General features: G+C 55.5%; 18 protein-coding genes. 13 read left to right on the top strand and 5 right to left on the bottom strand.

Translation table 11 applies throughout. The features are described 5' to 3' along the window. Positions 1-19: 19 nt before the first annotated feature. Positions 20-760, bottom strand: a complete 741-nt coding sequence (hemD, locus tag ACIP6T_RS20990; protein ID WP_400458722.1) for a uroporphyrinogen-III synthase — start codon at positions 758-760, stop codon at positions 20-22. After that, the gene (hemC, locus tag ACIP6T_RS20995) at positions 757-1698 is read right to left on the bottom strand and encodes a hydroxymethylbilane synthase (protein WP_097097611.1); all 942 of its coding nucleotides are present in this window, start codon (positions 1696-1698) and stop codon (positions 757-759) included. Before hemC ends, hemD begins: the two co-directional genes overlap by 4 nt. A 316-nt stretch (positions 1699-2014) precedes the next feature. Here hemC and ACIP6T_RS21000 point away from each other — a divergent pair, with 316 nt between their 5' ends. The 9 genes from ACIP6T_RS21000 to ACIP6T_RS21040 all read left to right on the top strand — a co-directional run bounded on the left by ACIP6T_RS21000 (position 2015) and on the right by ACIP6T_RS21040 (position 12850). Continuing rightward, entirely contained in the window at positions 2015-4576 is a 2562-nt protein-coding gene (locus ACIP6T_RS21000; RefSeq protein ID WP_345827491.1) for a class I adenylate cyclase, read from the top strand. A gap of 134 nt (positions 4577-4710) precedes the next feature. After that, complete coding sequence (locus ACIP6T_RS21005; protein WP_097095348.1) at positions 4711-4914, top strand: lipoprotein; 204 nt, start codon at positions 4711-4713, stop codon at positions 4912-4914. A gap of 29 nt (positions 4915-4943) precedes the next feature. Beyond that, complete coding sequence (dapF, locus tag ACIP6T_RS21010) at positions 4944-5768, top strand: diaminopimelate epimerase (RefSeq protein WP_097097610.1); 825 nt, start codon at positions 4944-4946, stop codon at positions 5766-5768. Next, the gene (locus ACIP6T_RS21015; protein WP_400458725.1) at positions 5765-6469 is read left to right on the top strand and encodes a DUF484 domain-containing protein; all 705 of its coding nucleotides are present in this window, start codon (positions 5765-5767) and stop codon (positions 6467-6469) included. Before dapF ends, ACIP6T_RS21015 begins: the two co-directional genes overlap by 4 nt. Continuing rightward, positions 6466-7374 (top strand): tyrosine recombinase XerC, encoded by a 909-nt coding sequence (gene xerC / locus ACIP6T_RS21020; RefSeq protein ID WP_097095346.1) that lies wholly within the window; start codon positions 6466-6468, stop codon positions 7372-7374. The genes ACIP6T_RS21015 and xerC overlap by 4 nt, the downstream gene beginning before the upstream one ends. Next, on the top strand, positions 7374-8090 hold the full coding sequence (yigB, locus tag ACIP6T_RS21025; protein ID WP_097095345.1) for a 5-amino-6-(5-phospho-D-ribitylamino)uracil phosphatase YigB: 717 nt from the start codon (positions 7374-7376) through the stop codon (positions 8088-8090). The genes xerC and yigB overlap by 1 nt, the downstream gene beginning before the upstream one ends. A gap of 102 nt (positions 8091-8192) precedes the next feature. Further along, on the top strand, positions 8193-10355 hold the full coding sequence (uvrD, locus tag ACIP6T_RS21030; RefSeq protein ID WP_097095344.1) for a DNA helicase II: 2163 nt from the start codon (positions 8193-8195) through the stop codon (positions 10353-10355). 311 nt (positions 10356-10666) lie between these two features. Then, positions 10667-11620, top strand: a complete 954-nt coding sequence (gene corA / locus ACIP6T_RS21035) for a magnesium/cobalt transporter CorA (RefSeq protein WP_097095343.1) — start codon at positions 10667-10669, stop codon at positions 11618-11620. 177 nt (positions 11621-11797) lie between these two features. Continuing rightward, the gene (locus ACIP6T_RS21040; protein WP_400458727.1) at positions 11798-12850 is read left to right on the top strand and encodes an AbrB family transcriptional regulator; all 1053 of its coding nucleotides are present in this window, start codon (positions 11798-11800) and stop codon (positions 12848-12850) included. Here ACIP6T_RS21040 and rarD read toward each other — a convergent pair. Beyond that, positions 12821-13720: an EamA family transporter RarD gene (gene rarD, locus ACIP6T_RS21045; protein WP_400458729.1), complete on the bottom strand. Its 900-nt coding sequence runs from the start codon at positions 13718-13720 to the stop codon at positions 12821-12823. The genes ACIP6T_RS21040 and rarD overlap by 30 nt on opposite strands. 22 nt (positions 13721-13742) lie before the next feature. After that, positions 13743-14213, bottom strand: coding sequence for a thioesterase family protein (locus ACIP6T_RS21050; protein ID WP_097095342.1), 471 nt, complete (start codon positions 14211-14213; stop codon positions 13743-13745). A 165-nt stretch (positions 14214-14378) separates the two neighbouring features. Here ACIP6T_RS21050 and pldA point away from each other — a divergent pair, with 165 nt between their 5' ends. From pldA to rhtC, 3 genes are read left to right on the top strand one after another with little or no spacing between them, the layout of a single operon-like run. Continuing rightward, on the top strand, positions 14379-15257 hold the full coding sequence (gene pldA, locus ACIP6T_RS21055; protein ID WP_097095341.1) for a phospholipase A: 879 nt from the start codon (positions 14379-14381) through the stop codon (positions 15255-15257). A gap of 22 nt (positions 15258-15279) precedes the next feature. After that, positions 15280-17106, top strand: coding sequence for an ATP-dependent DNA helicase RecQ (gene recQ, locus ACIP6T_RS21060; protein WP_400458732.1), 1827 nt, complete (start codon positions 15280-15282; stop codon positions 17104-17106). Positions 17107-17118: 12 nt separating this feature from the next. Beyond that, positions 17119-17742, top strand: a complete 624-nt coding sequence (gene rhtC / locus ACIP6T_RS21065) for a threonine export protein RhtC (RefSeq protein WP_097095339.1) — start codon at positions 17119-17121, stop codon at positions 17740-17742. Positions 17743-17804: 62 nt separating this feature from the next. Here rhtC and rhtB read toward each other — a convergent pair whose 3' ends face one another. Further along, positions 17805-18428 carry a homoserine/homoserine lactone efflux protein gene (gene rhtB, locus ACIP6T_RS21070; RefSeq protein WP_400458733.1) on the bottom strand — a complete coding sequence of 208 codons (624 nt, stop codon included), beginning with the start codon at positions 18426-18428 and terminating at the stop codon, positions 17805-17807. Between the two features lie 105 nt (positions 18429-18533). On the opposite strand from rhtB, the gene pldB reads away from it, so the two are divergent. Continuing rightward, on the top strand, positions 18534-19526 hold the full coding sequence (gene pldB / locus ACIP6T_RS21075) for a lysophospholipase L2 (RefSeq protein WP_097095337.1): 993 nt from the start codon (positions 18534-18536) through the stop codon (positions 19524-19526). The last annotated feature ends 16 nt before the right edge of the window (positions 19527-19542 follow it).

A 19542-nucleotide genomic window follows, 5' to 3' on the forward strand; every position in this document is an offset into this window, starting at 1 on the left:
GCTCATCCCATTGTTAAGTTCAGCGTAACGCGCGCAGCAGCGCATCGTTATCGGCACCATCGGCTACATCTATGTCCTGCCAGCCTAATTCAGCGGCTTGCGTAGCCAAACGTTCACTGACGACAACAAGCCGACAGTGCAGTAACCATTCCCGCCGGTCAATCGGCGAAAACAGCGAAAACAGTTGTTGTAACATTTCGCCGCTGGTTACCACCAGCGTTGTAATGCCTCGATCGCGCCAGCGTCGGCCTTCAGTCGCGCCGTTATAGTGCTTTTCACAGCGCTGATAACACTCGCAATATTGTACTTCCGCGCCGCGTTCAATCAGCGTTTCTGCCAGTAATTCGCGGCCCGGGCTGCCGCGCAGTATTAGCGCGCGTTTGCCTGTTACCTGCTGCAGACGATTCAGGCGCACCAGCTCCTCACTGGTCTCCCGCGCATGAGGATAGTCTACTTTCAGATTACTGACGGTATGCAAAGCCAAAGCCGTGCTGCGTCCGATAGCATAATAGCTGAGCGCAGAAGGCCATGTTGTCGCGCTATGTTGTAAAGCTGGCTGGGCGAAGGTCACCACCTGCTGCGACAGCAGAAACACCAGATCGCCCGCTTGCAGTGCGGCAAGTTGTTGCGGTAAATGAACAAGATCGCGACCCGGCGTGAATTCAATCAGCGGTAGGCTCCACGCCAGTTTCCCCAGGTTTCGCAAACGCGAGACCAGTTCACTGGCAGCCGGTTCCGGACGGGTCACAAGGATGGTCATGCGGGAGGATGTCCCTGATAGACTTCGCGCAGAATGTCGCGGGCGCCGCCATCCAATAACTCCTCGGCCAGGGAAATGCCCATTTTTTCCGCTTGATCACGCGGTCCACGACGCTCGCCCACCACCATTTGCTTGCCATCGGGCGATCCAACTAAACCGCGCAGCCAGAGCGCGTCGTCTTCCAGCACCGCGAAGCTGCCGATAGGCACCTGACAACCACCTTCCAGCCTCGTGTTCATGGCACGTTCAGCACGCACACACACTGAGGTCTCGTCATGATTCAACGCCTGCAGTAGCGTAATCAATTGCTCATCATCAATACGGCATTCGATGCCGACCGCGCCCTGGCCAACGGCTGGCAGAGAAATCTCTGCCGGCATGGCCTGGCGAATGCGATCTTCCAGACCCAAACGTTTCAATCCTGCGGCGGCCAGGATGATGGCATCATATTCACCGGCATCAAGTTTTCCGAGACGCGTACCCACATTGCCACGCAGCGAGCGAATGACTAAATCGGGACGACGCGCGCTGAGTTGGCACTGGCGACGCAGGCTGGATGTGCCCACCACCGCGCCCTGAGGCAGTTCATCAACGCTGTTATAACGATTGGAGACGAAAGCATCACGCGGATCTTCGCGCTCGCAAATGGTCACCAGACCCAAGCCTTGCGGAAAATCGACCGGCACATCCTTCATTGAATGCACGGCAAGATCGGCACGTCCGTCCAGCATTGCCAACTCCAGCTCTTTGACAAACAGGCCTTTGCCACCCACTTTTGCCAGCGGCGTATCAAGAATGACATCACCTTTCGTGACCATCGGCAGTAGCTCAACTTGCAACCCCGGATGGGCGGCCATCAGGCGCTGTTGGACATATTGTGCCTGCCATAAAGCAAGAGGACTTTGTCTGGTAGCAATTCTGAAAATTTTGTTTAACATGCTGTTAACCATTTTGATCGTTCATCGAATATCCTATCATTGATAGGGGAATGCTGTCAGTTTCAACGGTCTTGTAAAGGACGCGATGTCAATTGTGGCCGTATTTACGCGGTTTGAAATTGAGGTTGGAGTCTGAAAAAAGCCGGGCTAGAGTCGGAACATGCTAAACTGTTAAGTAGCGCAACTTTCTTTACGGTCAATCCTCCAGGTGTTAGATTGATCACGTTTCCAGCAATAATTTGCCCAATATCTTTATTATTAAGCGGCAGGCGTTGGAAACAGGGTGCTTAACACTGGGACAATCAGGCGAAACGTCTTGTACCTCTACATTGAGACACTGAAACAGAGACTGGATGCTATTAACCAGCTGCGCGTTGATCGTGCACTGGCTGCCATGGGACCTGCTTTCCAGCAAGTCTACAGTCTGCTGCCAACATTATTGCACTACCATCATCCGCTGATGCCGGGCTACCTCGAAGGTAGCGTTCCGCATGGCGTTTGCTTCTACACGCCCGATGAAAATCAGCAGCAGCTGCTGCAAAATTTAGCGAGCGGCCAGCCGCTTGACCTCAGCAGCAGCGTGAAAGGCGAACGTCCGATCACCGGCATTTACTCCATGGGCAGTACCTCGTCCGTGGGGCAAAACAGCATCTCCGATCTCGACATCTGGGTATGCCATCAATCCTGGCTGGATAATGAAGAGCGCCTCAATCTGCAGCGCAAGTGTACGCTGTTGCAGAAATGGTGTGTGTCAATGGGTGTGGAAGTGAGCTTCTTCCTGATTGATGAGAACCGTTTCCGCCATAATGAAAGCGGCAGCCTTGGCGGTGAAGACTGCGGTTCCACCCAACATATTTTGCTGCTGGATGAGTTCTATCGCACCGCGGTGCGGATGGCCGGTAAACGCATCCTGTGGAACATGGTGCCGGGCGAAGAAGAACACCATTACGACGATTACGTCATGTCACTCTATTCTCAGGGCGTGCTCACGCCGAATGAGTGGCTGGATCTCGGCGGCCTTGGCACGCTGTCGGCGGAAGAGTACTTCGGTGCCAGTTTGTGGCAGCTGTATAAAAGTATCGATTCGCCGTATAAAGCGGTGCTGAAAACCCTACTGCTGGAAGCCTACAGTTGGGAATATCCCAACACGCAATTGCTTTCGATGGATATCAAACAGCGCCTGCACGATGGCGAAATTGTCTGCTTCGGTCTTGATCCCTATTGCATGATGCTGGAGCGCGTAACGCGCTACCTCACCAGCGTTGATGACATGGCGCGCCTCGATTTAGTGCGTCGATGTTTCTACTTAAAAGTGTGTGAAAAGCTCTCCAGCGAAGATCATCATCATCAGCGCACGGGCTGGCGTCGCGAGATCCTTTCGCAGCTGGTGAAAGAGTGGGGCTGGGATGAAGAGAAGTTAGCGGTACTGGATAACCGCGCAGAGTGGAAAATCGAACGGGTACGCGAAGCGCACAATGAGTTGCTGGATGCGATGATGCAAAGTTATCGCAACCTGATCCGCTTTGCGCGCCGTAACAATTTAAGCGTCAGTGCCAGCCCGCAGGATATCGGCGTGCTGACGCGTAAACTGTATGCCGCATTTGAGGCGTTGCCGGGTAAGGTGACGCTGGTGAACCCCCAGATCTCGCCGGATCTCTCGGAAGAAAATCTCACCTTTATTCATGTCCCGGCGGGCCGCGCGAATCGTGCTGGATGGTATCTGTATAACCAGGCCCCCGACATGAGTTCCATCATCAGCCATCAGCCGCTGGAATATAACCGCTACCTGAACAAGCTGGTGGCGTGGGCGTGGTTCAACGGTTTACTCACCAGCAAAACGCGCCTGCATATGAAAGGCAACGATCTGTGCGATTTGCCACGTCTGCAGGAGCTGGTCAATGACGTGTCGAGCCACTTCCCGCTGCGCGTGCCGGCACCCACGCCGAAAGCACTCTATAGCCCGTGTGAAATCCGTCACCTGGCGATTATCGTCAATCTGGAACACGATCCCACCTCGGCATTCCGCAATCAGGTGGTGCATTTTGATTTCCGTAAGCTGGACGTATTCAGCTTTGGTCAGCAGCAGCAATGCCTGATTGGCAGTATCGATCTGCTGTATCGCAACTCGTGGAATGAAGTGCGCACGCTGCACTTCAGCGGCGAGCAGGCGATGATTGAAGCGCTGAAAACCATCCTCGGTAAAATGCATCAGGATGCGGCACCGCCGGATACGGTAGAAGTGTTCTGCTACAGCCAGCATCTGCGCGGCTTAATCCGCACTCGCGTGCAGCAGCTGGTTTCAGAATGTATTGAGCTGCGTTTATCCAGCACGCGTCAGGAACCTGGCCGCTTCAAAGCGTTACGCATGGCGGGGCAAACCTGGGGCTTATTCTTTGAACGGATGAGCGTCTCCGTGCAGAAGCTGGAAAACGCCGTTGAATTCTATGGTGCGATTTCCAATAACAAGCTGCACGGTTTGTCGATCAAAGTGGAATCGAATCAGACGCCGCTGCCGCCGGTGGTAAACGGCTATGCCAGCGAGGGCATCATTCAGTTCTTCTTTGAAGACACCACAGACGATCGCGGCTTCAATATCTATATCCTCGACGAAACCAATCGCGTTGAGGTTTATCATCACTGCGAAGGCAGTAAAGAAGAGCTGGTGCGTGACGTGAGCCGTTTCTACTCCTCATCTCACGATCGCTTTACCTACGGCTCAAGCTTTATCAACTTTAACTTGCCGCAGTTCTACCAAATTGTGAACACGGGTGAGCGATTCCAGGTGATTCCGTTCCGCAGCCAAACGCTAACGCAGCTCTGCGCTACGCAGCCTGATAACGATAACGGCGATTTCCAGCCGCGTTACCAAATGCATTGATCCCGCCCGCGTTCGCGCGGTGGGATACGCTCTAACTCTGACCTGCTGCTGGAATTGCGGCTATTTCCTGTTGCTTTTACAACGTCAACTGCGATGATAAGCAACCATGGCGTAAGGACAGAAGAGCAGACAGAATGATACGAGCGATAAGTCAGCTGGGTATGGCGCTGGCACTGGTTAGCCTGGTAGGCTGTGGCCTGAAAGGACCGTTGTATTTCCCGCCAAAAGATCAACCCAACAAGCCTCATCAGCAGGTCACCGAGCAGCAGCAGAAAGCTTCTCAGGATGCTGATGTGGGTGGCCTGGTCACCAGCAAGCCTGGTTCGCAGGCAAACTAAACTCTATGAGTAATCCGGCGGAGCAGAAAATGCAGTTCTCAAAAATGCACGGTCTCGGCAACGACTTTATGGTTGTGGATGCCGTGACGCAAAACGTCTTTTTTTCGCCGGAACTGATTCGCCGCCTGGCGGACAGACATCTGGGGATCGGTTTCGATCAGCTGCTGATCGTCGAGCCACCTTACGATCCGGATCTCGATTTCCACTACCGCATTTTCAACGCCGATGGCAGCGAAGTCGCGCAGTGTGGCAACGGCGCGCGCTGTTTTGCCCGCTTTGTGCGCCTGAAAGGATTGACCAACAAAAGCGACATCCGCGTCAGTACGCAAACCGGTCGCATGGTGCTTAGCGTTACCAACGATGAGCTGGTGCGTGTGAATATGGGGCAACCTAATTTCGAACCGCAAAGCGTGCCGTTACGTGCAAATAAAGCTGAGAACCTTTATTTACAACGCGTTGCCGAACAAACCGTGATGTTTGGTGCGGTGTCGATGGGCAATCCACACTGTGTGATTCAGGTGGAAAGCGTGAAAACCGCGCAGGTGGAAACGCTGGGCCCGGAGCTGGAAAGCCATGAGCGTTTTCCCGAACGCGTTAATGTCGGCTTTATGGAAGTGATTCATCGCGAGCACATCCGTCTGCGGGTGTATGAACGCGGCGCGGGTGAGACGCAGGCGTGCGGTAGCGGCGCCTGTGCGGCGGTTGCCTGCGGCATTCAGCAAGGTATTTTGGCCGAGAATGTGCGCGTCGATCTGCCTGGCGGAACGCTGCATATCGCCTGGAAAGGGGAAGGGCAGCCGCTGTTTATGACCGGTCCCGCCACACACGTCTACGATGGGTTTATTCATCTATGAAAAATGTCGAAGAGCAGACCGAAAGCGAGGTTTTGCTGGACGATCAATCGGTAAGCGCATTTCTGCGTCACAACCCCGATTTCTTTATTCGCAATGCACGCCAGGTCGAACAGATGATGGTGCCGCATCCGGTACGCGGCAGCGTTTCGCTGGTGGAGTGGCATATGGCGCGACAGCGCAACCACATCCAGCAGTTGGAAGAGGAGATCACGCTGCTGATGGAGCAGGCCACGGCCAACCATCAGCTGTTTGATCGTCTGCTGACGCTGCAAGGCCATCTTGCCGCGGCAGACAGCCTGCAAGAGATGCTGACGCGTTTGCATCGCTGGGCACGCGAGCTGGGCCTGGCGGGCGCACATGTACGCGTGTTCAACGACAAGTGGCACATTGGCGCCCCCTCAGATTTCACCCAACTCGGGTTGTCCCGTCAGGCGTTTGAGCCGCTGCGTATTCAGCGCTTTGGCGACGATCAGCACTATCTCGGCAGTCTGAATGGTCCGGAGCTATTACTGCTGTTGCCGCAGGCCAAAGCGATTGGTTCGGTGGCGATGTCGCTGATGGGTGAGCACGGCGAGCTCGGCGTGCTGATGTTTACCAGCCGTGATAACCAGCATTATCAGGCGGGCATGGGCACGCTGCTGCTACAGCATCTGGCGCAAATGCTGCCGGATCTGCTGTCGCGCTGGATTGAACGCGCATGAGTAGCGTCAGTCCGCTGCTGCCAGCCGTGGATGACTTTCTGCGTTATCTGAAAGTTGAACGCCAGCTCAGTCCGCTGACGCAAAAGAATTACCAACGGCAGTTGCAGGCCATTATCGACATGGCCGATGACATGAAGTTGACCAGTTGGGCGCAGCTCGAACCCGCGCAGGTGCGCACCCTGGCGGCGCGCAGCCGTCGCGGCGGTTTGGGGCCTAGCAGTCTGGCATTGCGCATGTCGGCGCTGCGCAGCTTTCTCGACTGGCAAGTTCATCAGGGCATGTTGACCGCCAATCCCGCCAAAGGGATTTCCACGCCGCGTAATGCGCGCCATCTTCCGAAGAACATGGACGTTGATGAAGTAAACCAGCTGCTGGAGATCGACCTTAACGATCCGCTGGCGGTGCGCGACCGCGCGATGCTGGAAACCATGTACGGCGGCGGGTTGCGTTTGTCAGAGCTGGTGAATATTGACTGTCGCCATATGGATTTGGAAGCCGGCGAAGTGCGGGTGCTGGGTAAAGGCAGCAAAGAGCGCCGGGTGCCGATTGGTGGCACGGCGGTGACGTGGATTCAGCACTGGCTGCCGCTGCGCGCGAGTTTTGCGCCGCAGGATGATGCGCTGTTTGTCTCCAGTCGCGGCAGCCGGATCTCGACGCGCAACGTGCAAAAGCGCTTTGCCGAATGGGGCATTAAGCAGGGCGTTGCCAGCCATATTCATCCGCATAAACTGCGCCACTCTTTTGCCACGCACCTGCTGGAATCGAGCGGCGATCTGCGCGCGGTGCAGGAGCTGCTTGGCCACGCCAATCTGGCGACCACGCAAATCTATACCCATCTGGATTTCCAGCATCTGGCGACGGTTTACGATGCGGCCCATCCGCGTGCCAAACGAGGAAAGTCTTAATGAAGTTTTATCGTCCGCTCGGCCCGATCAAAGCGATCACCTTTGATCTCGACGACACGCTGTACGACAACCATCCCGTGATCCGCAAAACCACGGCCGAATCGCACGCCGCCTTGCAGGCCTACCATCCGGCGCTGCGCGAGTTTACCCAAGCGGATTATCAGGCGCTGCGTAATGAGTTGCTGGCGCGCGAGCCGGAGATTTATCACGACGTGTCTGAATGGCGTCGCCGCTCGGTGGAGCTGGCGCTGCTCAATGTGGGTTTATCTGCAACGGAAGCAACCACCGGTGCCAGCGAAGTGATGAGCGTATTCCATCACTGGCGCAGCGAAGTCGCTATGCCTGACGAGACGCATCAAACGTTGACGTGGCTGGGCGAGCGCGTACCGCTGGTGGCGATCACTAACGGCAATGCCTGTCCGGAAAAGCTCGGCATCGATCACTACTTCCAGTTCGCGCTGCGAGCCGGTCCGCACGGCCGCGCTAAGCCGTGGCAGGACATGTATCACCTCGCGGCGCAGCGTTTGAACATCGCGCCTGAGCACATTCTGCATGTGGGAGACGATCTCACCACCGATGTCGCCGGTTCGCTGCGTGCCGGCATGCAAGCCTGCTGGATTAACCTGCGCGCAGGCAATCTGATGAAAATTGATGATGCGCGTTTGCTGCCGCACGTTGAAATTGATCGGTTGGCATCTTTAACCTCGCTGCTATAATAGCTGTAAATTTATCCAGTCATATCCATCATCATTCGACTTGCCGCCTTGCGGCAAGCCGAATGATTTTGGATATGTATCTCAATTCTTAAAACGGTGCTTATGGACGTTTCTGAACTGCTTGACGGCTTGAATGACAAACAGCGCGAGGCGGTCGCCGCACCGCGTAGCAACCTGCTGGTGCTGGCCGGAGCAGGCAGTGGCAAAACCCGTGTGCTGGTACATCGCATCGCCTGGCTGCTGTCGGTAGAGAATTGCTCACCGTATTCGATTATGGCGGTGACCTTCACCAACAAAGCGGCAGCGGAGATGCGGCATCGTATCGATCAGCTGATCGGCACCAGCCAGGGCGGCATGTGGATTGGTACCTTCCACGGCCTGGCGCACCGTTTACTGCGCGCGCATCATCTTGATGCCGGTCTGCCGCAGGATTTCCAGATTCTCGACAGCGACGATCAGCTGCGCCTGCTCAAACGCTTGATCAAAGCCATGAACCTTGATGAGAAACAGTGGCCTGCGCGTCAGGGCATGTGGTACATCAACGGCAAAAAAGATGAAGGTCTGCGGCCAAAACATATCGAAAGCTACGGCAATCCGGTGGAGCAAACCTGGCTGCGTATCTATCAGGCGTATCAGGAAGCCTGCGATCGCGCCGGATTAGTGGATTTCGCCGAGCTGCTGCTGCGCGCCCACGAATTGTGGCTTAACAAGCCGCATATCCTGAACCATTACCGCGAGCGTTTCAGTAACGTGCTGGTGGATGAATTCCAGGATACCAACAACATTCAGTACGCGTGGATTCGCATGCTGGCAGGCGACACCGGCCGCGTGATCATCGTCGGCGATGACGATCAGTCGATTTACGGCTGGCGCGGTGCGCAGGTGGAGAACATCCAGCGCTTCCTGCAGGACTTCCCTGGCGCAGAAACCATCCGTCTGGAGCAGAACTATCGCTCGACCAACAACATTCTGAAAGCCGCGAACACGCTGATTGCCAATAACAATGGCCGCCTCGGCAAAGAACTGTGGACCGACGGTAGCGACGGCGAAAAGATTTCGCTCTACTGCGCGTTCAATGAGCTGGACGAAGCGCGCTTTGTGGTGAATCGCATCAAAAGCTGGCATGAGAACGGCAACGCGCTGCAGGATTGCGCCATTCTCTACCGCAGTAACGCCCAATCACGCGTGCTGGAAGAGGCGCTGCTGCAAGGCAGCATGCCGTACCGTATTTATGGCGGCATGCGCTTCTTCGAACGTCAGGAGATCAAAGACGCGCTGGCCTATCTGCGTTTGATGGCCAATCGCAATGACGATGCGGCGTTTGAACGTGTGGTGAATACGCCGGTGCGCGGCGTGGGCGATCGCACGCTGGACGTGGTGCGCCAGACCGCGCGCGAACAACAACTGACAATGTGGCAGGCAACGCGCGAGCTGTTACAGAACAAAGCGTTAGCCGGCCGCGCCGCATCGGCGCTGCAACGCTTCTGCGAACTGGTGGATTCACTGGCCACCGAAACCGCCGAAATGCCGCTGCATGTGCAAACCGATCGGGTAATTAAAGACTCCGGTTTGTGGGTAATGTACGAGCAGGAGAAGGGCGAGAAAGGCCAGGCGCGTATCGAAAACCTTGAGGAACTGGTAACGGCCACGCGCCAGTTCAGCTATCAGGATGAAGACGAAGATTTGATGCCGCTGCAGGCGTTCTTGTCACATGCGGCGCTGGAAGCGGGCGAAGGTCAGGCCGACAAGTGGCAGGACGCGGTGCAGCTGATGACCATGCACTCGGCGAAAGGTCTGGAGTTCAGCCAAGTGTTTATCGTCGGCATGGAAGAGGGCATGTTCCCGAGCCAGATGTCGCTGGATGAAGGCGGGCGTTTGGAAGAGGAGCGTCGTCTGGCTTACGTTGGCGTGACGCGCGCGATGGTGAAGCTCACGCTAACCTACGCGGAAAGCCGTCGCCTTTATGGTAAGGAAGTGTATCACCGCCCTTCACGTTTTATCGGCGAGCTGCCGGAGGAGTGCGTGGAAGAGGTACGCTTGCGCGCCAGCGTCAGTCGTCCAGTTAGCCATCAGCGCATGGGCACGCCGATTGCGCAAAACGATAGCGGCTTCACGCTCGGCCAGCGCGTGCGTCACGCCAAGTTTGGCGAAGGCACCATTATCAACCTCGAAGGCAGCGGTGAACACAGCCGCCTGCAGGTGGCGTTTCAGGGCCAGGGCATTAAGTGGCTGGTGGCGGCTTACGCCCGTCTGGAAACGGTGTAGCGCGGTTGCGCTACCTTGACGACTTTTTCGTCTCAGCGTAACATGCGCGCACTATTATCATGAGAGGACAATGCCTTGGACGCGCCCAGTCGATGCTGGCTCAATCACCTGTTTAACAGGAACTCCTAAGGTTGCCTCTTTTAGCTGGTAGCCTTAGCGGTTATCAGCGACCTCCCTTTTTTACTCTCGTCGCATGAGTTAGCACTGATTTACCCTTGAAGCGAAAGTTTCCGTGTTCAGGCTTCGCCGTGCCCGCTATAAACAGTGGTTCACCGCCTTGTCCCATTCCAAAAAAATGGGGAGTTATTGCTATGCTGAGCGCATTTAAACTCGATCGTAATCGCCTGACGCGCATCGAGCTGGAAGAAGATAACGACAAACTCAACACGTCGGTGTGGGTCGATTTGATCGAGCCCGACGACAGCGAACGCGATCGCGTGCAGTGTGAACTCGGCCAGAGCCTGGCGACGCGTCCGGAGCTGGAAGACATCGAAGCCTCGGCGCGTTTCTTTGAAGACGAAGACGGCCTGCACATTCACTCCTTCTTCTTCTTTGAAGATGCGGAAGACCACGCGGGCAACTCCACAGTGGCATTTACCATCCGTGAAGATCGCCTCTACACGCTGCGCGAGCGCGAATTGCCAGCCTTCCGCCTTTACCGCATGCGTGCGCGTAACCAGACGCTGACCGATGGCAACGCCTATGAACTGCTGCTGGATCTGTTCGAAACCAAAATCGAGCAGCTGGCGGATGAGATCGAGAACATTTATAGCGCGCTGGAGAAACTCAGCCGCGTGATCATGGAAGGCCAGCAGGGCGAAGAGTACGATCAGGCGCTGTCACGTTTGGCAGAGCTGGAAGATATCGGCTGGAAAGTGCGTTTGTGCCTGATGGATACCCAGCGCGCGCTCAACTTCCTGGTGCGCAAGGCGCGCCTGCCGAGCAACCAGCTGGAGCAGGCGCGTGAAATCCTGCGCGATATCGAATCACTGCTGCCGCATAACGAATCGCTGTTCCAGAAGGTGAACTTCCTGATGCAGGCGGCGATGGGCTTCATCAACATCGAGCAGAACCGCATCATCAAGATCTTCTCGGTGGTTTCGGTGGTGTTCCTGCCGCCAACGCTGGTGGCATCAAGCTACGGTATGAACTTTGAGTTTATGCCGGAACTGAAATGGAGCTTTGGTTATCCGGGGGCGATTACTTTAATGATCCTCGCCGGGCTAGCGCCGTACCTCTATTTCAAGCGTAAGAACTGGTTGTAACCTGCCGAATATCTCGGTCGTCATGAATGACGACCCGACAAAATCGTTCCTGAAAACGTAGGGTCGCCATTTATGGCGACCGGAAAGCGCTTAAGCGATTAACATTAGCCCATAAACTAGCGCTGTTCCCCATTTCTGCGTAACCTGTTGGTTCTGTTTTCTTTCTGATTCCACCTTATGGCGCGCTTCTCCCTGCGACTTCAGTGGACCCTTCTGCTGATTGCATCGTTAGTACTGGGGATTATTCTCCAGCTGTTCCACCTTCCTGCGGCCTTGCTGCTTGGTCCGATGATCGTCGGCACCATCATGGGATTATCCGGCGCAACGGTGCGCATCGATAAACGTTTCTTTGTGCTGGCACAGGCGGTGCTGGGCTGCATGATCGGCCAAAGCTTATCGCCGGGAATTCTCACTCCGCTCATTCAGGATTGGCCGGTGGTACTGGCGGTGCTGGTATTGACCCTGGCAGCTAGCGGGCTATCGGGTTTTCTGCTGGTGCGCTTCAGTCATTTGCCCGGACCCACCGGTGCATGGGGATCGTCGCCCGGTGGCGCCTCGGCGATGGTGGCGATGGCCGGTGATTTCGGTGCTGATGTGCGGTTAGTCGCCTTTATGCAGTATTTGCGCGTGCTGTTTGTCGCCACGGCAGCCGCGGTGGTGGCGCGTATTGGATTAGGTTCCAGTGGCGGCACCGTGGATCTGGTGTGGTTTCCCGCGCTGCAAAGCAGTTTCCTGCTAACGCTGGTGGTCATGGTGGCCGGTGCATGGCTCGGTCAGAAGCTGCGTATTCCTTCTGGGGCATTGCTGCTGCCGGCGCTGATTGGCGCGGTACTGCACGGCACCGATGTGGCCACCTTGCAGGTGCCGGAGTGGTTGTTGGCGCTGGCCTATTCGCTGATTGGCTGGAGCGTGGGATTACGCTTTACTCGCCCCATATTCCTATTGGCGCTGCGCACGCTGCCGCAAATGCTGGTGTCGATTTTTGGTTTGATGCTGTTGTGTGGCGGATTAGCCTGGATGTTGACGCGCGTGCTGCACGTCGATCTGATGACCGCATACCTGGCAACCAGCCCTGGCGGGCTGGATACCGTGGCGATTATTGCGGCGGGCACGCGGGTCGATATCGCTTTTGTGATGGCACTACAGACACTTCGTCTGTTCACCATCCTGCTTACCGGTCCGGCGCTGGCGCGTTTTATTTCACGCTACGCGCACGCGCGTACGCGCTGAAAATACCACCGCATCAACAATGAAAACGGCAAGAGCCAGCCAGATAAAGCCGAAGGTCACCATTTTGTCCGGCGTCAGGCTCTCACCGTAGAAGATGACCGCCAGCAGGAACATCAGCGTCGGGCCAAGATACTGGAAGAAACCCACGGTGGATAAACGCAGACGCGCGCAGGCTGCGGCAAACAGCATCAGCGGAATAGTGGTGATAATGCCTGCCGCGACAAGCTTGAGATTCAGGCTCATGGCGTTCGCACTGAGATGGCTGGTGGCGCTGTCAGCGAAGCCAAACAGATAAATTGCCGCCAGTGGAAACAGCCACAGCGTCTCGATCAGCATGCCGCTCTGCGCATCCACCTGAATCTTTTTGCGCACTAAACCATATAAGGCAAAACTGAACGCCAGTCCCAGACCGATAATCGGCAGCGAACCGAATTGCCACAGCTGTACCAGCACGCCGGTTGTCGCCAGCAACACCGCCAGCCACTGCAAGCGACGGAAGCGCTCACGCAGGAATAGCATGCCAAACACCACATTAATCAGCGGGTTGATAAAGTAACCAAGGCTGGCTTCCAGCATGTGCTGATTGTTAACCGCCCAGATAAACAGCAGCCAGTTGCCGCCAATGGTCACGGCGGTGAGAGCGAGCAGCAGCACTTTTTTCGGTTGCGCAAGCACACTGCGCACTTGGGGCCAATTGCGGGTTAAAGTGAACAGTACCAGCATAAACAGCGCGGACCAAATCACGCGATGCGTCATAATTTCGGTGGCGGGGACCTCTTTTACCAGCTTGAAATAGGCCGGCGCGATGCCCCAAATAAAGTAAGCGCCAAGCGCGTAGCCAATACCTTGGCGAGTTTGTTGCGTATCCATCATCACATCCAAAAAGTGGCGATCAGCCAATCATATATGTTGCGGTAGCGGTAGCGATGTAATCGCCCTGCTGATTGTGTAATTCGACGCGCGCCACAGCGACTTTATTACCGCCGCGCAGCAGGCTGCTGGTGGCGATAAAGCGTTCGCCGCGGCCGGGACGCAGATAATCGACACGCATATCAATGGTGCCCATGCGTGACAAGCGCTGGCGCAGTTCGTCCTCGGTAATGCTGTCCTGACGCGTAAGCGCATAGCTGACACACACCAGTCCGGCAGCAACATCCAGCACTGAGGCAATGACGCCACCGTGCAGAATCTGCTGCGCCGCATTGCCCACCAGCATGGTTTTATTGGCAAAACCGAGCTCAGCGTAATCCGCTTCCAGCCGATCCAGCTCTAATCCCAGCGCCTGATTGAAAGGCATGTGATAAACAAATATTTCGCCAATCAGACGGCGCGCTTCCTGTTGTGTTAGCAACGGGGATGACATAGTTCCTGCCTTAAAATGTTAAAGAGTTGTGTATATTATGCCGCGTTCGCGCTGCTTTCCAGTTTCGGAAATCGGCACTGATCATCCGCTGGATTTGCGTGTAGAATGGCCTGCTTTTTGAACCGTCCATTGACGATCACGACACGCAGTTCCCTGGAGAATTCTATGCGTAAGCATTACGCCTTGCTGGCAGCGGCACTGATCCTTCCTGCCCTGGCGCAGGCTGAAGAAGCCACGATAAAAGAGGTTCATGATGCACCGGCAGTGAAGGGCAGCATTATCGCTAACCTGCTGGAAAAACACGATAACCCGTTCGTGCTTTATCCTTACGAAAACAATTACCTGCTTTACACCTACACCAGCGATATGAATAAAGAGGCCATCTCTTCCTATAACTGGGCCAACAAAGCGAAAAATGATGAAGTAAAATTCCAGCTCAGTCTGGCGTTTCCGCTGTGGCGCGGCATTTTAGGCGATAATTCGGTACTCGCCGCGTCCTATACTCAGCGTTCGTGGTGGCAGCTCTCTAACCGTGGCGCCTCATCACCGTTCCGTGAAACCAACTATGAGCCGCAAATTTTCCTCGGCTGGGCGACAGATTACACCTTCGCGGGCTGGACGCTGCGCGATGTGGAAACGGGCCTGAACCATGAGTCGAATGGCCGCAGCGATCCGACGTCACGCAGCTGGAACCGCGTTTACGCTCGCTTAATGGCAGAGAACGGCAATTTACTTGCTGAGATCAAACCCTGGTATCGTCTGCCGGAAAGTGAAAGCAATGACGATAATCCGGATATCACTAAATACATGGGTTACTACCGCGCCAAGCTCGGTTACATGATGGGCGACAGCATCTTCAGCGTGGAAGGCAACTACAACTGGAACAGCGGCTTCGGTGGCGCAACCTTCGCCTGGAGCTACCCAATCTCTGAACACGTGCGCTTTTACACGCAGGTCTTCAGCGGTTATGGTGAATCTTTGATCGACTATAACCATCGCCAGACCCGTCTTGGCGTGGGCGTGACGCTCAACGATTTGTTCTAACCAGCAAAAATACAGGATTACCGTGGCAACATCGGCAGTGCTTAATCAGGAAATGCTGGCGCAGCAGGTATTACAAGATACCTTCGGCTACCAGCAGTTCCGTCCCGGTCAGCAAAACATCATCGAAACCGCGCTTGCAGGGCGTGATTGTCTGGTGGTGATGCCAACCGGCGGCGGCAAATCGCTGTGCTATCAGATCCCGGCGCTGGTGCGTGAAGGATTGACGCTGGTGGTTTCACCGCTGATTTCACTGATGAAAGATCAGGTTGATCAGCTGCTGGCTAACGGTGTCGCGGCGGCGTGCCTCAACTCAACGCAAACGCGTGAACAGCAGCAGCAGGTTTTTGCGGATTGCCGTACCGGCAAGCTCAAGTTGCTGTACATTGCGCCTGAGCGACTGATGATGGATAACTTCCTCGACAGCTTGCATCAGTGGAATCCGGTGATGCTGGCCGTGGATGAGGCGCACTGTATTTCACAGTGGGGCCACGATTTCCGTCCGGAATATGGTTCGATTGGCCAGCTGCGTCAGCATTTCCCAGCGTTGCCGGTGATGGCATTAACCGCCACCGCTGATGAAACCACGCGTAACGACATCGTTCATCTGCTGCAGATGGACGATCCGCTGATTCAAATCAGCAGTTTTGACCGGCCAAATATTCGCTACACGCTGGTGGAGAAATTCAAACCCACCGAGCAGCTTCTGCGTTATGTGCAGGATCAGCGCGGCAAAAGCGGCATTATTTACTGTAACAGCCGCGCCAAAGTGGAAGACACCGCCGCGCGTCTGCAAAGCCGCGGCCTGAGCGTTGGCGCGTATCACGCCGGTATCGATAGTGCGCAGCGTGCCAGCGTGCAGGAAGCGTTTCAGCGTGACGATCTGCAAATTGTGGTCGCCACCGTGGCGTTTGGTATGGGCATCAACAAACCTAACGTGCGGTTTGTGGTGCACTTCGATATCCCGCGCAATATCGAATCCTATTATCAGGAAACCGGCCGCGCCGGACGTGATGGCCTGCCTGCCGAAGCGATGATGCTCTACGATCCGGCGGATATGGCGTGGCTGCGTAAATGTCTTGAAGAGAAAGTGCCCGGGCCGTTGCAGGATATTGAACGCCACAAGCTTAATGCGATGGGCGCGTTTGCGGAAGCACAAACCTGCCGTCGTTTGGTGCTGCTGAATTATTTTGGTGAAGGTCGCCAGCAGCAGTGCGATAACTGCGATATCTGCCTCGATCCGCCACGTCGCTACGACGGCCTGCTGGAAGCGCAAAAAGCGCTGTCGAGCATCTATCGTACCGGTCAGCGCTTTGGTATGGGCTATATTGTTGAGGTTTTGCGTGGGGCCAGCAATCAGCGTATCCGTGATAACGGCCACGATAAATTGCCGGTGTACGGTTTAGGCCGCGAGCACAGCCATGAACACTGGATTAGCGTGCTGCGTCAGTTGATCCATCTGGGCATGGTGACGCAAAACATCGCTATGCATTCGGCATTGCAACTTACGGAAGCCGCCCGCCCGGTACTGCGTGCCGAAGTGCCGCTGATGCTGGCGGTGCCGCGCATCGTAACGGTAAAAACGCGCAGCAGCAGTTCGCCAAAAGTGTATGGCGGTAATTACGATCGTAAGCTGTTCGCCAAGCTGCGTAAGCTGCGTAAGGCGATCGCCGATGAAGAGAACATTCCGCCTTACGTGGTGTTTAACGATGCCACGTTGATTGAAATGGCAGAACAAATGCCGATTAGCGCGTCAGAAATGCTCAGCGTGAATGGCGTCGGTCATCGCAAACTGGAGCGTTTTGGTAAGCCGTTCCTGGTGATGATTAAAGAACATGTTGATGAAGAATAAAGGAAATAAATCATGCTGATGTTATTCGCCACCGTCGCGCTGGTGCATCTGGTTGCGCTGATGAGTCCCGGCCCGGACTTCTTCTTTGTGTCGCAAACGGCGGCGAGCCGATCGCGCAAAGAAGCGATGATGGGCGTATTGGGCATCACGCTGGGGATTGTCGTGTGGGCCGGCGTGGCGCTGATGGGCCTGCATTTGATCCTGGAAAAAATGGCCTGGCTGCATGAAATCATCATGGTCGGCGGCGGGTTGTATCTGCTGTGGATGGGCTGGCAGCTGATGCGTTCAGCGCGTCAACGTCACAAGCAGCCGCAGACGGAAGCACCGGTGGTCGAATTGCCGAAAAGAGGCATGAGTTTCCTGAAAGGTTTCCTCACCAATTTGTCGAACCCGAAAGCGATTATCTACTTCGGTAGCGTGTTCTCACTGTTTGTCGGCAACGATGTGGGTGCTATGGAGCGTTGGGGCTTGTTCCTGCTGATTATCGGTGAGACGTTCGCGTGGTTTACGCTGGTGGCGGCGATTTTCGCTATGCCGTGGATGCGTGATAAGTATCAGCGGATGGCGAAGTGGGTGGATGGCATGGCGGGTGTGTTGTTTGCCGGGTTTGGTATTCATTTAATCATTTCGCGATAACCCAGGTCGCCATAAATGGCGACCCTACGTAGGGTGGGCATTTATGCCCACCTGGTTGACTATCACGCCATTTTACGTGCGCTGGCTAACAGCGCGCCTACCGCCATAAATAAGCCACCAAAGGTGCGGTTCAGTAGCTTCATCTGCTGCGGTCCTTTAATCCAGCCTGCAATGCGCGTTGCCAGCGTGGCATAACCAATCATCACGATGATATCGACCACGATGGTGGTGACGCCGAGCACCAAATATTGCATCAACTGCGGCTGGTGCGGCTGAATAAACTGCGGGAACAGTGCGGCAAGAAACACGATGCTCTTCGGGTTGGTGAGATTCACCAGCACCGCACGTTTAAACAGGCGACGCCGCGGCATCGCTTTGGCTACGGCATCAAGATCGATACCGCCAGCGGAACGCCACTGCTGAATGCCCAACCACACCAGATAGGCTGCACCGGCCCACTTCAGCACTTCAAAGGCCAGCAGTGATTGCGAGAACAGCGCCCCTAATCCGGCACCGACCAGCACGATATGAATGGCCAGGCCAAGCTGCAAGCCGGTAATCGATGCCACCGCGCCGCGATAGCCATGGCTGATGCCGGTGCTCATGGTGTTAATCGCGCCGGAACCGGGTGAAAGGCTAAGGATGGTTGTGGTCAGCAGGTAGGTTAACCACCATTCAATGGTCATGTGTGACATTCCCTGAAGTTAGCGAAGTGTGACACAATACGACAGAAAATCGCGGCACGCTATGCAGCACAGGTGCGCCATTCACGTTTTTTTCAGGGGGGACGGATGCAGCATCATAAACAGAGTTGGCTCGGGCGCGAGCGAGGCTTTGCAGCCTTTGCCACCGGTCCGCTGCTCGACTTCTGGCGTCGCCGTGAGGAGTGTGAGTTTACCGGCGTGGGTAACCTGAAAATCCGCTATGTTCGTTTCACTTCACCGCAACATCGTCGTGTCATTCTGGTCGTGCCTGGCCGCATTGAAAGCTATATCAAATATCCTGAACTGGCCTATGACCTGTTCCACTGCGGCTACGATGTGGTGATTCTCGACCATCGCGGTCAGGGACGTTCCGAACGTCTGCTGGAAGATTCACATCGTGGACATGTGGTGGAATTTAGCCACTACGTTGACGATTTGGAAACGCTCTATCTGAAAGAAATTGTCAGCAACCACTATCAACAGCGCTATGTACTGGCGCACTCCATGGGCGGTGCGATTTTAGCGCTGTTTCTGGCGCGCCAGCCCCAGGCGTTCCATGCTGCCGTATTTTCCGCGCCGATGTTTGGCATTGTGCTGCCGCTGCCTGACTGGATGGCGCACCGTATTCTCGACTGGACGGAAAAACTCCCCGCGCTGCGCGAAGGTTATGCGCTGGGAACCGGACGCTGGCGCGCCAGTCCGTTTGGCATCAACCGCCTGACGCACAGCCGTGAGCGCTACCGGCGCAACCTGCGTTTTTACGCCGACGATCCGGCGATTCGCGTCGGCGGTCCCACCTATCATTGGGTGCGTGAAGGCGTACAGGCTGGACGTAACATTTTTAGTCAGATCGAGAAAATCACCACGCCAACCCTGCTGCTGCAGGCCAGCGAAGATGATGTGGTGGATAACCGCTCACAGGATCTCTTTTGTGCGGAGATGGCCAAAGCAGGGCATCCCTGTGCCGGCAACGCGCCCTATGTCATCAAAGGCGCACGCCATGAGATCTTGTTCGAAAAAGATGCGATGCGTGCTGAAGCGCTAAATGCGGTGGTGGATTTCTTCGAACATCACGCTTAACAAATATTAATTACCG

This window comes from Pantoea sp. NPDC088449, assembly GCF_044753225.1.
GTDB lineage: Bacteria > Pseudomonadota > Gammaproteobacteria > Enterobacterales > Enterobacteriaceae > Pantoea > Pantoea floridensis.

What these genes read in the sequence shown, in the direction of transcription:
- hemD (WP_400458722.1), bottom strand. Translation starts at nt 760, where the DNA reads ATGACCATCCTTGTGACCCGTCCGGAACCGGCTGCCAGTGAACTGGTC.
- hemC (WP_097097611.1), bottom strand. Translation starts at nt 1,698, where the DNA reads ATGTTAAACAAAATTTTCAGAATTGCTACCAGACAAAGTCCTCTTGCT.
- ACIP6T_RS21005 (WP_097095348.1), top strand. Translation starts at nt 4,711, where the DNA reads ATGATACGAGCGATAAGTCAGCTGGGTATGGCGCTGGCACTGGTTAGC.
- dapF (WP_097097610.1), top strand. Translation starts at nt 4,944, where the DNA reads ATGCAGTTCTCAAAAATGCACGGTCTCGGCAACGACTTTATGGTTGTG.
- ACIP6T_RS21015 (WP_400458725.1), top strand. Translation starts at nt 5,765, where the DNA reads ATGAAAAATGTCGAAGAGCAGACCGAAAGCGAGGTTTTGCTGGACGAT.
- xerC (WP_097095346.1), top strand. Translation starts at nt 6,466, where the DNA reads ATGAGTAGCGTCAGTCCGCTGCTGCCAGCCGTGGATGACTTTCTGCGT.
- yigB (WP_097095345.1), top strand. Translation starts at nt 7,374, where the DNA reads ATGAAGTTTTATCGTCCGCTCGGCCCGATCAAAGCGATCACCTTTGAT.
- uvrD (WP_097095344.1), top strand. Translation starts at nt 8,193, where the DNA reads ATGGACGTTTCTGAACTGCTTGACGGCTTGAATGACAAACAGCGCGAG.
- corA (WP_097095343.1), top strand. Translation starts at nt 10,667, where the DNA reads ATGCTGAGCGCATTTAAACTCGATCGTAATCGCCTGACGCGCATCGAG.
- ACIP6T_RS21040 (WP_400458727.1), top strand. Translation starts at nt 11,798, where the DNA reads ATGGCGCGCTTCTCCCTGCGACTTCAGTGGACCCTTCTGCTGATTGCA.
- rarD (WP_400458729.1), bottom strand. Translation starts at nt 13,720, where the DNA reads ATGGATACGCAACAAACTCGCCAAGGTATTGGCTACGCGCTTGGCGCT.
- ACIP6T_RS21050 (WP_097095342.1), bottom strand. Translation starts at nt 14,213, where the DNA reads ATGTCATCCCCGTTGCTAACACAACAGGAAGCGCGCCGTCTGATTGGC.
- pldA (WP_097095341.1), top strand. Translation starts at nt 14,379, where the DNA reads ATGCGTAAGCATTACGCCTTGCTGGCAGCGGCACTGATCCTTCCTGCC.
- rhtC (WP_097095339.1), top strand. Translation starts at nt 17,119, where the DNA reads ATGCTGATGTTATTCGCCACCGTCGCGCTGGTGCATCTGGTTGCGCTG.
- rhtB (WP_400458733.1), bottom strand. Translation starts at nt 18,428, where the DNA reads ATGACCATTGAATGGTGGTTAACCTACCTGCTGACCACAACCATCCTT.
- pldB (WP_097095337.1), top strand. Translation starts at nt 18,534, where the DNA reads ATGCAGCATCATAAACAGAGTTGGCTCGGGCGCGAGCGAGGCTTTGCA.